The 15,022-nt window shown below is 66.7% G+C and carries 9 protein-coding genes and 4 pseudogenes; 1 reads left to right on the forward strand and 12 read right to left on the reverse strand.

The window, feature by feature from the left end; genetic code table 11:
- Positions 1-21: 21 nt before the first annotated feature.
- The 12 genes and pseudogenes from DL544_RS22570 to DL544_RS17845 all read right to left on the reverse strand — a co-directional run.
- Positions 22-144: pseudogene (locus DL544_RS22570) on the reverse strand (hypothetical protein); the annotation flags it as partial.
- A 459-nt stretch (positions 145-603) separates the two neighbouring features.
- Positions 604-1,820, reverse strand: a pseudogene (locus tag DL544_RS17795) (D-alanyl-D-alanine carboxypeptidase family protein).
- Positions 1,821-1,920: 100 nt separating this feature from the next.
- Positions 1,921-3,192 carry a septal ring lytic transglycosylase RlpA family protein gene (locus tag DL544_RS17800; RefSeq protein WP_065186229.1) on the reverse strand — a complete coding sequence of 424 codons (1,272 nt, stop codon included), beginning with the start codon at positions 3,190-3,192 and terminating at the stop codon, positions 1,921-1,923.
- Positions 3,189-4,334, reverse strand: a complete 1,146-nt coding sequence (mltB, locus tag DL544_RS17805) for a lytic murein transglycosylase B (protein ID WP_005419390.1) — start codon at positions 4,332-4,334, stop codon at positions 3,189-3,191. The genes DL544_RS17800 and mltB overlap by 4 nt, the downstream gene beginning before the upstream one ends.
- A gap of 895 nt (positions 4,335-5,229) precedes the next feature.
- Complete coding sequence (locus DL544_RS17810; RefSeq protein WP_065185370.1) at positions 5,230-6,090, reverse strand: IS3 family transposase; 861 nt, start codon at positions 6,088-6,090, stop codon at positions 5,230-5,232.
- Complete coding sequence (locus DL544_RS17815) at positions 6,087-6,380, reverse strand: transposase (protein WP_032954795.1); 294 nt, start codon at positions 6,378-6,380, stop codon at positions 6,087-6,089. Before DL544_RS17815 ends, DL544_RS17810 begins: the two co-directional genes overlap by 4 nt.
- A gap of 211 nt (positions 6,381-6,591) precedes the next feature.
- Positions 6,592-7,685 (reverse strand): annotated as a pseudogene (rodA, locus tag DL544_RS17820) (rod shape-determining protein RodA).
- 122 nt (positions 7,686-7,807) lie between these two features.
- Positions 7,808-8,920, reverse strand: coding sequence for a rod shape-determining protein RodA (rodA, locus tag DL544_RS17825; protein WP_139727682.1), 1,113 nt, complete (start codon positions 8,918-8,920; stop codon positions 7,808-7,810).
- Entirely contained in the window at positions 8,917-10,989 is a 2,073-nt protein-coding gene (gene mrdA, locus DL544_RS17830) for a penicillin-binding protein 2 (RefSeq protein WP_065196487.1), read from the reverse strand. The genes rodA (DL544_RS17825) and mrdA overlap by 4 nt, the downstream gene beginning before the upstream one ends.
- Before the next feature lie 3 nt (positions 10,990-10,992).
- Positions 10,993-11,478, reverse strand: coding sequence for a rod shape-determining protein MreD (gene mreD, locus DL544_RS17835; protein ID WP_005419400.1), 486 nt, complete (start codon positions 11,476-11,478; stop codon positions 10,993-10,995).
- A pseudogene (gene mreC / locus DL544_RS17840) lies at positions 11,475-12,604 on the reverse strand (rod shape-determining protein MreC). The gene mreD and the pseudogene mreC overlap by 4 nt, the downstream one beginning before the upstream one ends.
- Positions 12,605-12,725: 121 nt before the next feature.
- Complete coding sequence (locus tag DL544_RS17845) at positions 12,726-13,772, reverse strand: rod shape-determining protein (RefSeq protein ID WP_005419402.1); 1,047 nt, start codon at positions 13,770-13,772, stop codon at positions 12,726-12,728.
- 283 nt (positions 13,773-14,055) lie between these two features.
- Here DL544_RS17845 and DL544_RS17850 point away from each other — a divergent pair, with 283 nt between their 5' ends.
- Positions 14,056-14,994, forward strand: a complete 939-nt coding sequence (locus DL544_RS17850; protein WP_005419403.1) for a carbohydrate kinase family protein — start codon at positions 14,056-14,058, stop codon at positions 14,992-14,994.
- The last annotated feature ends 28 nt before the right edge of the window (positions 14,995-15,022 follow it).

Raw genomic sequence — 15,022 nt, forward strand, 5'->3', positions numbered from 1 at the left:
CCCGAGCACGCTCGCGCCCCCGCCCATAGCCAGCGATCCTCCACCCACGACCTGCGCACCGGGTCCGATCGCAATCGAGTAGTCCGGCGAATCAGTGCCCGGCGAAAGTAAGCTGTCCGTCCTTGCTGAATTGCCGATGGCAATGTCGCGCGCGCCCCCGCTACGGCGTCATCGCCCAGTTCAACCTTGGTGGCAAGCACACTCGACCACGTCACCCCCTGGTCACTGGTGCAGCGCTCTCGCTCCGCATCGGTTGCTTCATTGGCGCAGTCCCCCCTGTCCGCTGCTGCAGCCAGAGCTGCTGGCAGCATCAAGGCACCTGCCAACGCCAATGCCAGCGGGGTGCGGCGCGCAGTGCAACGCGTCTTTGGAGAAATCACGGATATCAGCGTGCGAATGGTCATTGGCATGTACTCCTGTGGAATGGGACGGAAAGCCGCAGTGCCCGGCAGTCCTGTTGCGTACATGCTCGACCTGACACGCCGGCAAACCCATCGGACGTGTACCAATTCCACGCGCCGGACCCGGCCCGACAGCGTCGATACAGGCAAAGAAAAAGGCCGGCATTCGCCGGCCTTTTCGTTCACCACGCCGGGGCGTGGATCATTCCGATTCCCACCACATCCAGAAGCTGTCCCACAGGCGCTTGAAGAAGCCGGCCTGCTCAACGGCGGCCACGGCCACCAGCGGCGCTTCGGCGACGACCTTGCCATCCAGGGTGACCTTCACGGTGCCGATCTTCTGGCCGGCGGTGAACGGTGCTTCCAGGGTCTTGGGCACATCGATGCTCGGCTTCAGGTCGTTGTAGCGGCCGCGCGGCACGCTCACCAGCATCGGCTGGGCCACCCCCAGCTGCACCTTGTCGGTGGTGCCCTTCCAGACCTTGTGCTCGGCCACGGCCTTGCCCGGTTCATACAGACGGTGGGTCTCGAAGAAGCGGAAGCCCCAGTTCAGCAGCGCCAGGCTGTCATCGGCACGCTGCTTTTCCGACTCCCCCCCAATACCACGGCGATCAGGCGCTGGTCGCCACGCTGCGCCGAACTCATCAGGCAGTACCCGGCTTCGGAGGTGTGGCCGGTCTTGATGCCGTCCACGCTGCCGTCGCGCCACAACAGCAGGTTGCGGTTCGGTTGCTTGATGTTGCCGACCTGGAATTCCTTGATCTTGTTGTACGCGTAGGTTTCCGGGTAATCACGCACCATCGCGCGGCCCAGCAGCGCCAGGTCGTAGGCGGTGCTGTGGTGGCCTTCGGCGGTCAGGCCGTGGGCGTTGACGAAGTGGGAGTTCTTCATGCCGATCTTGGCGGCGTAGCTGTTCATCAGCGACGCAAAGGCTTCTTCGCTGCCGGCCACGTGCTCGGCCAGGGCGATCGCGGCGTCATTGCCGGACTGGATCGCCATGCCCTTTTCCATGTCTTCCAGGCGTGCGGTCTGGTTGACCGGGAAGCCGCTGTAGCTGCCGTCGGTACCCGCGCCGCCTTCGCGCCAGGCGCGTTCGCTCATCATCACCTGGTCATCCGCACGGACCTTGCCGTTCTTGACCTCGGCGGCGATCACGTAGGACGTCATCACCTTGGTGATGCTGGCCGGGGCCAGCTGCTCGTGGATGTTCTCGCCGGCCAGCACCTGGCCGGTGGCGTAGTCCATCAGCACCCAGGCCTTGGATACGCTCGGCACCGGCGCCGGCGGGGTGGCAACGGTGACCGGGTCGGCAGCGGCGGCGGGCGCCGGCGTGGCCGGGGTCGGCAGCGGGGTCTGGGCGGAAGCCAGGCCCACCACCAGGGTGGCGGCCAGGGCGGTGGCGGCGGAACGGAAATTCATTGGACAGCAGGCTCCAGGGGACGGCCAGGAATGGAGGGTGGAACGTAGTGGCCATTGTAAGGCCGGGGCAGCATGGGCCGGCAGCACCGGCCCGGGTGGGTCAATCCTTGACGATCTGCGGCGAACCCAGGCCCAGACCGGCAATGCGGCCGACAAGTTCCGCGGCACTGGCATGGTCGCTGGCGGGAACGCGCAGGCGGAACAGGGTGCGGCCACCGGCGGCGATGTCGCTGATGGTCGCGCCGACGATGCCGGCGGCGTTGAGCTGGCCCATTGCGCGGTTGGCATTGTCGCGGCTGGAGAAGCTGGCGACCTGCACCATCACCGCGCCCACTACCTGCTGCGACAGGCTGGGGGCGGTCGGTGTGGCCGGCGTTGTACGCGCCGGCGCCGGCGTGACCGCGCGCGGCGCGGCGCTGGCGACGGCAACCGGTGCCACAGGGGCGCTGCGCGCCGGCGGTGCGCTCGGCGGCAGGCTGCTGACCGCCACGTCCGGCACGGCGCTGGCCACGCCCTGGATGGTGGCCGGCTGGCCACGCGCAGGCATGGCGTCGGCCGGCAGGCGCTTGACCAGGCGATCAATGTCGCTGTCGGCGGTGGCACGCGCAGCCGTTACCGGGCGCGTACTGGCCGCCGCGACAGCCGTTTCGGCGGCACGGCGCTCGCGGCGCGACGGCTTTTGGGCCAGCAGGTTGCTCTCGCCCGGTTGCAGCGCACGCACTTCCACGTTGCCGGTACCGCGCTGGGTGATGCCCAGCCGCACCGCGGCGGCATAACTGAGGTCGACCACGCGGCCATCATGGAACGGGCCACGGTCGTTGACGCGCACGATCACCGACTCGCCGTTGTCCAGGTTGGTGACGCGGGCGAAGCTGGGCAGCGGCAGCGTCTTGTGCGCGGCGGTGAACTGGTACATGTCGTAGACCTCGCGGTTGGAGGTCAGGCGGCCGTGGAACTTGGCGCCGTAGTACGAGGCCGTACCGCGCTCGACATAGTTGCGGGTGTCGTCGAGCACCTTGTACGACTTGCCCAGCACCACGTACGGCGACTTGTTGCCGATGGCCGAACGCTCTTCGGCGGTCACTTCCGGCTCGGGAATGCAGGCGACGTTGGGAATGTAGTCCGGGGTGCTGTCACGCACGCCTGGCTTGTACAGCCCCCCGGCGGTGTAGTTGCCGCGCGTGTTCGGGTCTTCCTTGGCCGCAGCATAGGGCGAGCCCTCCGGGCAATGCGCCGGGCGCGAGCCGCGACCCTGCACCACCGTGCCGCTGGGCTTGCCACCGTGGCCGGTCGTGGCCGGCTTCTTCGGCGCACTGCTGCAGGCAGCCAGCGCGAGGACGATCAAGCTCGGGACCAGCCATCTGATGTTCATGCCGGGGGCAGCTCCTGTCCGGCGATGGCCTGCGACAACTGGAACACGGCCATCGCGTACATCTTCGAGAGGTTGTAGCGGGTGATCGCGTAGTAATTCTGGAAGCCCAGCCAGTACTGCTTGCCGGTGCTGCCCTCAAGCGTGATCGGCGTTGCGGTGGCGCCCGGCTGCACCGCAGCGCTGGGCTGGTAGCCGCGCTGCGCCAGGTCGGCCAGCGACCAGGTCGGCATCCATTCGGTCGGGTTGAACTCCTCGCGACCCGGCGCCAGCGTGGCCGGTACGGCCACCTGGCCACCACGGACCCAGCCGCCCTTCTTCACGAAATAATTGGCGATGGACGAGAACACATCGTCGTAGCTGGTGAACAGGTCGCGACGGCCATCGCCATTACCGTCCACGGCGTAATCGAGATAGCTGGACGGCATGAACTGGCCCATGCCCATCGCACCGGCATAGCTGCCCTTGAGCGTGGTGATGTCCAGCTTTTCCTCACGGCCCAGCTCGAACAGCTTGGCCAGCTCATCGCGGAAGAACAGCTCGCGGCGCACTTCGCGTTCCAGCTTGGCCGGGTCGCCACTGCGCGGGTAGTAGAACGCCAGCGTGTACAGCGCATCGAGCACGCGGTGATTGCCGGCATTTTTCCCGTAACTGGTCTCCACGCCGATGATCGCCACGATCACTTCGGCCGGCACGCCGGTGCGCTGCTGCACGCGATCCAGTTCGGCACGATGCTGGGCCAGGAACGCGCGGCCGCCATCAATGCGTGCCTTGCTGATGAACATCGGCCGGTATTCGTTCCACGGTTTGACCCGTTCGGCCGGGCGCGACATGGCGGCGATGATCGGCTGGCGCACCTGCGCCTGATCGAGCACGCTGCTGATCTGCTCCGGCTTCAGCCCATAGCGCTTGGCCGTATCGGCAACAAAGCGGGCCCGTGCGACCTCGAACGGCACCGGAGTGAGATCGACCGGCGGCGCTGTAGCAGCGGCCGCTTCGGGAGCGGCTTCGGCCGGGCCGTGGGCCTTGGTGGCGGGCTGGCGCGGCGTACTGCTGGCCTGGGGCGAAGACGGTGGGGACTTCGGCTGGGTCGCGCAGGCGACCAGGCCGAGGGTGAGCATGCAGGCCAGAGTGCGTCGAATCATCGTCGCAGGTTAGCAGGTCATGGATGAATTAAAACCCCTAACACCATGAATCACAACGATTTGCCCGCGTTCAGCGGGAAATGTGAAGACGTCGTGATCGAGCTTCCCCATTCAGATAGAGGTGGCCGGTTGCGTCCCCATCCCCGCAGACGCAACCGGCGACCGGATCCGGTCGGTACCTGCGCGGCTGCCGCTCCCCAGTGGCAGTTCCCCGCGCTCCCTGTACCCGTTGGATCAGTACTGCTCCCGCCCGACGCCCCTCGCGCTGCATCGATTGACGGCGCGCCGTGCCGAACGGGCCGCCATTGTGCAGGCCGATTACGACAAGTCCATTGATCAAGATCAACGCAGTGTAAAAATGTGAACCAGATAACGTTTTTCGCGGACTTTGGTCGGAGAGCGTGTTGCGTCGCATTGTTGTGAGAACGCTTCCACAACGGGCATTGCGCAGCGCCAGGAAGTCTCCGGCCAACGGCGCAGCCCCTCGTGGGTGGTGTCTGGGTGGTCGCAGAAAGCCGGATTGCTGAGAGCTGACCGGGTGGGTGGGCAGTGCGGGGACGCCGTGAACCCATCCATGGGGGCTTGGCCGCGGCATCCATGCCGCGGACACCCCGCACTGCCCACCCACCCGGCCGCTGACAGTTTTCGGGCGCGTTCACCCACGGAGAAGAAAAGAGAAGATCAAAAGCAAAAGCGGTTTGGCGGGTCGCTTCATTGCCTTGTGCGGAGCCGAGCCATGCTCGGCTCACGAGCAAGCGCAGCGCCGTGACCCGCTTTTGATTTTCTCTTGCTTCTCCGTGGGTGGCAGACCGCCAAAATCTGTCAGAGGGCGGTCGGGTTGGGTACGCGGGGGTGTCTGATCTGGCCCCCTGAAAACGGACGCCATGAAGCCGTTTCAGGCGGCAGCCCGGAGCTGCCGGGCGTAGTTGTTAGGCGAGTGGTAGCCCAGCGCCGAGTGTAGCCGGGCTGGATTGTAGAAGCCGTGGATGTAAGCAGCGATGCACTGGCTGGCTTGTTCCCTACTGGCGTAAGGCTCGGCAGCCTCTTCTGTCTTGAGCGTCGCAAAGAAGCTCTCGGCCACCGCGTTGTCCCAGCAATTGCCAGGCCGGCTCATGCTTTGGACCACGTCATGGGACTGCAGCAGCTGGCGAAACTCGTTCCCCCAGTACTGCCCACCACGATCTGAATGGAAGATCAGGCCGGGTCGTTGTGGATGCAGAGCCCAGGCATTGGCAAATGCTTTCACCACCAGCTCTTCAGTCAGACGCTTGGAAACGCTGTAGCCCAGCACCTGCCGGGTCTGGACGCTGATGACCACGGCCAGATGCAGCCATCCCTGGCGGGTGGGGACATACGTGATATCCCCGACCCACGCCGTCGGTCCGGTTCCGGGGGCAAATTGCCGATCCAGCAGGTTGGGGGCGAGCTGAGATGAGCCGCCGGAGGACTTGGGTCGGAATCGGCCTTTGGTCTTGCCCTGGATTCGCTCCTCGGCCATTAACCGTGCCACGCGCTTGTGGCCGACTGGATGATTCCTGGCTCGTAAGGCCCTGACCAGCCGACGTCGCCCATAACTGCGCTTGCTGGTCACATGAATGGCCCGAAGCTCGGTACGCAGGGCCGAATCGGCATCGCACGCTTGGGCACATTGCCGACGCAGGTAATCATGGAATCCAGAGACAGAAACCCCAAGAACCCGACACAACAACCTGGTCGGGTAGTGAGTCCTTTGACTGGCGACGAAGGCGTACCTCACTTGGACTCTCTGGCAAAGAACGCCGCCGCTTTTTTTAGGATTTCCCGCTCCATCTTCAGATTGGCGTTCTCGGCCCGAAGGCGGCTGATCTCGCTTTCCAGGTCGGTGGTTGGCCTGCGAGCCTCAGAGGTCAGAGACCGGCCAGCACGGACCGCGTCAAGCCAATTTGCCAGCGTCTTGACCGACATCTCCAGCTGACGGGCTGCTGCGGCAGGCCCGAGCGACTCGGCCAACTCCACGGCTTGGTGCTTGAACTCATCGGTATAGCTACGACGGGTGATACGGGACATAAGGGACCTCCAAGTGCGATCAAAGTATCGCTTCTTGGCGTCCGCTGACGGGGGCCAGATCAGTCAGCCGCATGGATGCGGCTGCCAAGCCTCCAGGGACGGATTCACGGCGTCCCCCGCGTACCCAACCCGACCGGCCCACCCGCCGCTTCTGCTTTCCGCGACCACCCAGACACCACCCACGAGGGGGCTGCGCCGTTGGCTGGAAACGCTATCCCCCGTGCACGGGCCGATGCCCGCGTACCGCCATCACCAGCCCGATGCCGGCCAACAGCGAAACCGCCGAGGTCCCGCCATAACTGATCAGCGGCATCGGAATGCCCACCACCGGCAGCAGGCCGGAAATCATTCCGCCGTTCACCAGCACGTAGACGAAGAACGCCAGCCCCAGGCTACCGGCCAGCAATCGCGCGTGCGTGTCGCGCGCGTGCACCGCAATCCACAGGCAACGCCCCACCACGAACAGGTACAGCGCGAACAGCGTCGCCACGCCGATCCAGCCAAACTCTTCGGCCAGCACCGAGAACGCAAAGTCGGTGGTGTACTCGGGCAGGAAATCGAGCGTGGCCTGTGTGCCCTGCCCCCAGCCACGTCCTTGCCAGCCCCGGAACCGATCGCGATGCGCGATTGCAGGATGTTCCAGCCGGTACCAAGCGGGTCGGCCGCCGGGTCGAGGAAGGTCAGCACACGATCCTTCTGGTATTGCCGCAGCAAGCCGAACCACGCCAGGGGTGCAGCCACTGCCAGCCCTGCCGCCCCGGTCGCCAACCAGCCCCAGTGCAAGCCAGCCAGCAACAACGCGAACACGCCACTGGCAGTGACCAACGTGGCGGTGCCGAGGTTGGGCTGCATGAGGATCAACACCGCCGGCACGCCGATCAGCAGCGCGGCGGTCAATACCGTGCGCGGCGAGGGCGGCAGTGGTTGCCGATGCAGGTACCACGCCATCATCAGCGGCAGGCTGAGCTTGAGCAGCTCGGACGGCTGCAGGTAGAACACGCCGAGGTTCAGCCAGCGCTGCCCGTACTTGCCGGTGCCGATGACGTACACCGCCATCAGCGGCAGCATCGACAGCGCGTAGATCGCAGGGGTCCACGCACGCAATCGCAGCAGCGAAACACGCGACAGCAGCCACATCGCCAACAGGCCACCGGCAAAGCGTGCCGCCTGCCCGGCCACCGGGCCGGACACGCTGTGCAGCACCGCCAGGCCGGCGCCCATCAGGATCAACAACGCGCCCAGCAACGGCAGATCGATCGTGCGCAGCGCCTCACGGCAGCCGCCAGGCAGTCGTTTCCATTTCACGCGGGCACGGTAGCAACGGGGGCTTGCGTGAAGCTGTCAGGGTGCTCCTGCTCTCCGTAGCCGAGCTGCGGGGTCAGATCCCTTTTTCCTGTGGAAAAAGGGATCTGACCCCGACGCCGGACTCAACCGTAGCCGCCGTGCACTGGATTGTGGCTGCGCACCGCCATCACCAGCCCGAAACCGGCCAGCAGCGACACCGCCGAAGTACCACCGTAGCTGATCAGCGGCATCGGCACGCCTACCACCGGCAGCAGGCCGGAAATCATCCCGCCATTCACCAGCACGTAGACGAAGAACGCCAGGCCGGTGGCACCCGCCAGCAGGCGCGAATAGGAATCGCGTGACTGGCTGGCGATCCACAGGCAACGCCCGATCACCACCAGGTACAGCGCCAGCACGGTGGCCACGCCGATCCAGCCGAATTCCTCGCTCAGCACCGAGAACGCGAAGTCGGTGGTCTGCTCGGGAATGAAGTTCAGGTGCGACTGCGAGCCTTCGCCCCAGCCCTTGCCATCGAAGCCGCCGGAACCGATGGCGATCTTCGACTGGATGATGTTCCAGCCGGCGCCAAGCGCGTCCATCTCCGGGTCCAGGAACATCATGATGCGGTCCTTCTGGTACGGCCGCAGCAACCAGAACCAGGCCACCGGCGCGACCGCAGCCACACCGCCCACGCCCAGCCCAACCCACCACCACGGCAGGCCCGCCAGCAGCAGCACGAACACGCCGCTGGCGGCGATCAGCACGCCAGTACCGAAGTCCGGCTGCAGCATCACCAGGCCGGTGGGTACGCCGATGATGATCAAGGCCACGAGCACGGTACTGAAGCGCGGCGGCAGCGGCATCTTGTGCAGGTACCACGCCACCATCATCGGCAGGCTCACCTTCAGCAGCTCGGCCGGCTGCAGGTAGAAGAATTTCAGGTCCAGCCACTGCCGGCCATATTTACCGGTGCCCAGCACGAACACCGCCAGCAGCGGGATCATCGAGATCGCGTAGATCATCGGCGTGGCCGAGCGGATGCGCAGGATCGGCACCCGCGAGATGCCCCACAGTGCGGCCATGCCCACCGCGAAACGCGCGCCCTGCGCCATCACCAGGCTGTCGCCACCAGCGCTCTTCAGGGTCGCCAGGCCAATCACCATCAGCGCGCCCAGGGCCAGGCACAGCACCCAGTCCAGCGTGCTGAAAAAGCGGCGCAGCATGTCGCCGGCCCAGCGCAGGAACACTCTCATCGTGCAGGCTCCGCAGGGGCCGGGCGCGGCGTGGCTGGCAGCGCGGCGGCCGGCGCACCCGGCTGCGGCGCAGGCGCCGGCTCGGGTGCGGGTGCACCAATCAGCACCGGATGCTCTCCCACCTGTGCAGCGGCGAGGTCACCGGCCTGGCGCGCGCCCGCGTCTTCGTTGTCGAACGCGGTGGCGCCGATGGCGGTGGTGCCGCGCTCGCTGTCCAGCGGCTGCATGCCTTCGGGCATCTTGCCCAACAGGTAAGCGTCGAACACCTTGCGTGCGATCGGCGCCGCGGCCGAACCACCATAGCCACCACCTTCCACTGCCACCGCAATTGCGATGACCGGGCTGTCCGCCGGCGCAAAGCCGACGAACAGTGCGCGGTGACGCAGATGCATCGGCAGGCTCTTCGGATTCACGGCGGCGGTGCCCTTGCGGCTGATGACCTGTGCGGTACCGGTCTTGCCGGCCATCACGTACGGCGCACCGACGGCCACGCGCCAGCCGCTGCCGCCGGGCCGCATGGTTGCCATCATGCCCTCGCGCACGGCCTGCACGTTGTTGGGATTGGGGCTGACCGGCTTGCTCTCGCCGGGCGGCATCGCCGTCCAGTCGCTGTCGAAGCCTTCGCGCTGCTGGATCACCAGGTGCGGGGTGCGCAGCTGGCCGTCGGCCAGGCCGCTGACGCCGCGCGCCAGCTGCAGCGGGGTGACCTTCCAGTCACCCTGGCCGATGCTGATGTTGACCGTATCGCCGGGATACCAGGCTTCCTTGCGGCTCTTCCGCTTGTAGGCGGGCGACGGCAGGATGCCGCCGATCTCGCCGGTGAGGTCGATGCCGGTCGGCTGGCCGAAGCCGTAGTACTCCATGTAATGGTCGAAGCGCTCGATGCCCAGGTCCAGCGCCAGCTTGTAGTAATAGGTGTTGACCGACTCGGCGATGGACTTGCGCAGATCAGTCCAGCCGTGGCCGCCACGGTGGGCGTCACCCCAGCCGCGCGAGGTGCCCGGCAGGTAGAACATGCCGGTGGAGAGCACCTTGTCTTCCGGGCGGCGCACGCCGGAGTCCAGTCCCGCCAGGCCGATCAGCGGCTTCAGCGTGGAACCGGGAGCGACGCCACCGAGCACCAGGCGGTTGAACTGTGGCCGCGACGGGTTTTCGTTCAAGGCCTTGAAGTCGGCATGGGAAATGCCGTTGACGAACAGGTTGGGGTCGTAGGACGGCAGGCTGACCATCGCCAGCACTTCGCCAGTGCGCGGATCCATCGCCACCGCCGAACCCTCCTGGTCGCCGAACGCGGCCACCATCGCGCGCTGCAGGTCGGCGTCGATCGACAGCCGCAGGTCGGCACCGGACTGCGCGGCGACGCGGCCGATGGTGCGGATCGCGCGACCCTGCACGTTGGTCTCGACCTGCTCGTAGCCGACCTTGCCGCGCAGCTGCTGCTCGTAATAGCGTTCCAGGCCGGACTTGCCGATGTGGGTCAGCGCGGCATTGCCTTCGCCGAGGATCTCCAGATCCTTGTCATCAACGCGGCCGACGTAGCCGATGATGTGCGCGAACAGATCGCCATAGGGATAGCGCCGGGTCAGGTAGGGTTCCAGCTCGACCCCCGGGAAACGCCAGCGGTCGACGGCAAAGCGCGCCATCTCCTCGTCGCTCATGCGCAGCTTCAGCGTGACCGGCAGGAACTTGCGGCGCGCCTTGCGCGACCTGTTGAATGCTTCCAGCTCTTCCGGGCTGATGCTGATGATCTTCGCCAGCCCTTCCAGGGTGGCATCCATGTCCTTGACCTTGTCCGGAGTGACGTCCAGGCGGAAGGCCGGCACGTTTTCGGCCAGCAGGCGACCGTTGCGGTCGTAGATCATGCCGCGCCCTGGCACCACCGGCCGCGGCTTGATGCGGTTGGCTTCCGAGCGCGTGGCGTACACGTCGTGGTCCAGCACCTGCAGCTTGAAGTACCAGCCGCCCAGGCCCAGCAGGCAGACCAGCACGCCCAGGAAACCCAGCGCCGCACGGCGGCGGAACTGTTCGGCTTCGGCGTGCGGGTTCTTGACCTGGCGGCGCGGGATCATGGCTCAGCGCCCGCGCTTGCCGAAGCGCACCGCGTCCAGCAGCACGAACACCAGCGGCCACAGGCCCATGCCCAGCAGAGGCGCCCACCAGTACGACCAGGGCAGGGTCGGCTCATCCACCACGATGTGGACCAGCGCGCTGACGATGCGATCGTTGAACAGCAGGCCGCCGATGGCCAGCATCTGCTGGGACATCGGGAAGAAGCGGATGCGGGCACGGAAGCGTTGCAGGATGAAGGCCAGCATTACCAGCCGCAGTGCCTGTTCGCCCAGCACGCCGCCGTACAGCAGGTCGGCCACCACGCCGCTGGCAAAGGCGATGCCCAGGCCGACGCGCTCAGGAGCTTCGATCACCCAGTACGCCAGCACCAGCGCCAGCCAGTACGGGCGCAGCGGCTGCAGCAGCGCCGGCAGCGGCAGCAGGCCCAGCAGCAGCGCCACCACCAGGCTGGCCGGCAGCACCCACGGGTTGTCGCGCAGGCGGCTCATCGCTGGGCCTCCGGCGTGGTCGGTTGCCGACCAGCGGCCGGCACTACCGTGGATCCAGCTGGGGGAGAGCCCCCTCTTGTTGAGGCGCGGGGTTAAGGGAGGATGCGGGGGCAACAGTCCTCGTCTGCGACGAGGGCTGTTGCCGGCCAGCGACCGGCGCTACCGGGGAGCTGACCCGAGCTGGCGTCGTTGCCGCTGGCGCGGCTCCCGCAGACACGCTGGCGCCGGTGGCCGGGCCCCCCGGGGCGGTTTCTTCCAGCTGCAGGCGCAGCTCCGGCGGAATGCGGATCGCCGCGCCCGGGCGCAGCAGCAGCACGTCGCGGCCGCGGTCGAGCTGGGCCGCCGGCTTCAGTTCGCCGACCAGGAAGGCGTGGGTGTCGTCCGGGCGCAGGCCGGTGATGGTGCCGACCGGGAAGCCGGCCGGGAAGCGCCCGCCGAGGCCGGAGGTGACGATCTCATCGCCCACTTCCACGCCGGCGCTGAGCGGGATGTCGCGCAGTTCCAGCGTGTCGCCGCGGCCATAGACGATCAGGCGCACGCCGTTACGGGCCACGGTGACCGGCACCGCGTGGTCGGGATCGGTCAGCAGCAGCACGGTGGAGGTGCCACCGGTGACGCTGATCACCTGCCCCATCAAGCCGCCGGCGTCGATCACCGCCTGGCCGACGTGCACGCCCTCGCGGCTGCCTGCGTCGAGCACCAGGCGCTGCTTCACCGGGTCCAGGTCGATGTCCAGGATCGGCGCCAGCTGCACGTCCAGGCCACTGCGCTCGGCCACGTTCAGCAGTTCGCGCAGCTGGGCGTTGTCCAGCGCGGCGGTCTGCAGGCGAGTCAGGCGCGCGTTGGCCAGCAGCAGCTGGTTGCGCAGTTCACGGTTTTCGGTGACCAGCTGTGTATGGCTGGCGGCGGAATCCTTGACCTGGTTGCCGAGCTTGCCGGGCAGGCCAGCCAGTGCCCACACCGGCTGTACCAGGCTGTTGGCCTGCTCGCGCAGGCGTGCCAGCCAGCCAGCCTGGTCATCGAGCACGATCAGGGTGATGGCCAACGCGAGATAGGCCAGCAACCGCAGGGGGCTGGCGGCATCACCGGATCGGGAGGCGACGGGAGGACCGGCGTAGGGCGGCACGGCAACGATTCAACTGGCAGAAGGCGGAAGGGAAACACGCGGGCGCCCCGCCGGTGCCGGCCCGCCATCACGGCGGGCCGCACCCCGGAAGGGCGCGGCGGGCAGGAACGGCCGGGACGGCTTATTCCGGCGCAAAGAACTCGTTGCCGTGCATGTCCACCAACTCCAGCGCACGACCGCCACCGCGCGCCACGCAGGTCAGCGGGTCGTCGGCCACCTGCACGTGCAGGCCGGTCTCCTCGGAGATCAGGCGGTCCAGGTCGCGCAGCAGGGCGCCACCACCGGTCAGCACGATGCCGCGCTCGGCGACGTCGGCGCACAGTTCCGGCGGGGTCTGCTCCAGCGCCAGCTTGACCGCGCTGACGATGCCCGACAGCGGTTCGTGCAGGGCCTCGAGCACTTCGTTGGAGCTGATCTTGATCATCTTCGGCACGCCCTCGGCGAGGTTGCGGCCGGAGATTTCCATCTCGATCACTTCCGCCTGCGGGTAGGCGCAGCCCAGCTCGACCTTGATGCGCTCGGCGGTGGCTTCACCGATCAGCATGCCGTGGTTGCGGCGCACGTAGTTGGTGATGGACTCGTCGAAGCGGTCGCCGCCGATGCGGACCGAGGCCGAATAGACGATGCCGTTGAGCGAGATGACCGCCACTTCGGTGGTGCCACCGCCGATGTCGATGACCATCGAGCCACGGGCTTCGGTGACCGGCATGCCGGCGCCGATCGCGGCGGCCATCGGTTCTTCGATCAGGAACACGTCACGGGCACCGGCTTCCTCGGCCGATTCCTTGATCGCGCGGCGCTCGACCTGGGTCGAGCCGGCCGGCACGCAGACCAGGACGCGCGGGCTCGGGCGCAGCACGCGCGACTTGTGCACCTTCTTGATGAAGTGCTTGAGCATCGCCTCGGTATAGGTGAAGTCGGCGATGACGCCGTCCTTCATCGGGCGGATGGTGGTGATGTGGCCCGGGGTACGGCCCAGCATCTGCTTGGCTTCGGCGCCGACGGCTGCCACCGAGCGGGTGCCACCGATGGCACGGTCCTGGCGCACGGCCACGACCGACGGCTCGTTCAGCACGATCCCCTGCCCGCGCACGTAGATGAGGGTGTTGGCCGTGCCCAGGTCGATGGACAGGTCGTTGGAGAACATGCCACGGAGTTTCTTGAACATCTGAGGAAGGAGTCCTGAGGGGTGTCGTGCCCGCCGCGGGATGGCGAAAAAATGGGCAGAAATCGAGGCCGACAAGCCTAGCAACCCGCCTGCCGCCGAGCAAGGAAAAAACTAGCTGAACCCGCGTCTTCACAGGCTTTCGGCCTGATCGGGTCTCACCCGGTTCTGGCCCTGAGCGGCACCAGCGGGTAACCTTTGCGCCGTCGGGCGCCCAAGGGCGCCGTTTGCTTGCCCGCTGAACCGGGCCGGCCCACCCCAAAATTCACCGCATAGGCTTACATCGATGTCCGCTCTGATCTGTGGTTCTCTTGCCTTCGACACCATCATGGTGTTCCCGGACCAGTTCAAGAATCACATCCTGCCGGACAAGGTGCACATCCTGAACGTGTCCTTCCTGGTGCCGCGCATGCGCCGCGAGTTCGGCGGCTGCGCAGGCAACATCGCCTACAACCTGCACCTGCTGGGCGGCCAGCCGATCCCGATGGGCACCGTGGGCTCGGACTTCGGCCCGTACCGCGAATACTTCGAAGGCCTGGGCATCGACCTGTCGCGCGTGCGCGTGATCGATGAGCTGTTCACCCCGCAGGCATTCATCACCACCGACCACGACAACAACCAGATCACCGCCTTCCACCCGGGCGCGATGATGCGTTCCTACGAGAACCACGTGCGTGGGGTGCCGGGCGTCACCCTGGGCCTGGTCGGCCCGGACGGCCGCGAAGGCATGATCCAGAACGCGCAGGAATTCCACGAAGACGGCATCCCGTTCATCTTCGACCCGGGCCAGGCCATGCCGCTGTTCAACGGCCCGGAACTGCGCGCCTTCATCGAGCAGGCCGACTACGTGGTGGTGAACGACTACGAGTCGAACCTGCTGCAGGAGCGCACCGGCTGGGACGAGAAGGAGATCGTCAGCCGGGTCAAGGCCTACATCACCACCCGTGGCCCGAAGGGCGCGGTCATCCACACTCCGGAAAAGAGCTACGACATCCCGCCGGCGCACGAGCGCCGCGTGGTCGACCCGACCGGCTGTGGCGACGCCTTCCGCGCAGGCCTGATCTACGGCATTCAGAAGGGCTACGACTGGCTGACCATCGGCCGCATGGGCAACCTGATGGGCGCACTGAAGGTCGAGCATCCGGGCACGCAGAACCAGCGTTTCACCTTCGATGAGTTCAACGAGCAGTTCAAGCAGCAGTTCGGTTACGCGCTGGGCGCGTAAGCCGAACTGCCCGCGCATTCCACCTTAT

Source organism: Stenotrophomonas sp. pho, assembly GCF_006228405.1.
Taxonomy (GTDB): domain Bacteria; phylum Pseudomonadota; class Gammaproteobacteria; order Xanthomonadales; family Xanthomonadaceae; genus Stenotrophomonas; species Stenotrophomonas sepilia.

Excerpts from the sequence above, each read along its gene's own strand:
- DL544_RS17815 (WP_032954795.1), bottom strand. The coding sequence starts at position 6,380 with ATGTCCCGTATCACCCGTCGTAGCTATACCGATGAGTTCAAGCACCAA.
- mreD (WP_005419400.1), bottom strand. The coding sequence starts at position 11,478 with ATGAGCCGCCTGCGCGACAACCCGTGGGTGCTGCCGGCCAGCCTGGTG.
- mrdA (WP_065196487.1), bottom strand. The coding sequence starts at position 10,989 with ATGATCCCGCGCCGCCAGGTCAAGAACCCGCACGCCGAAGCCGAACAG.
- DL544_RS17800 (WP_065186229.1), bottom strand. The coding sequence starts at position 3,192 with ATGAACATCAGATGGCTGGTCCCGAGCTTGATCGTCCTCGCGCTGGCT.
- mltB (WP_005419390.1), bottom strand. The coding sequence starts at position 4,334 with ATGATTCGACGCACTCTGGCCTGCATGCTCACCCTCGGCCTGGTCGCC.
- rodA (WP_139727682.1), bottom strand. The coding sequence starts at position 8,920 with ATGAGAGTGTTCCTGCGCTGGGCCGGCGACATGCTGCGCCGCTTTTTC.
- DL544_RS17850 (WP_005419403.1), top strand. The coding sequence starts at position 14,056 with ATGTCCGCTCTGATCTGTGGTTCTCTTGCCTTCGACACCATCATGGTG.
- DL544_RS17845 (WP_005419402.1), bottom strand. The coding sequence starts at position 13,772 with ATGTTCAAGAAACTCCGTGGCATGTTCTCCAACGACCTGTCCATCGAC.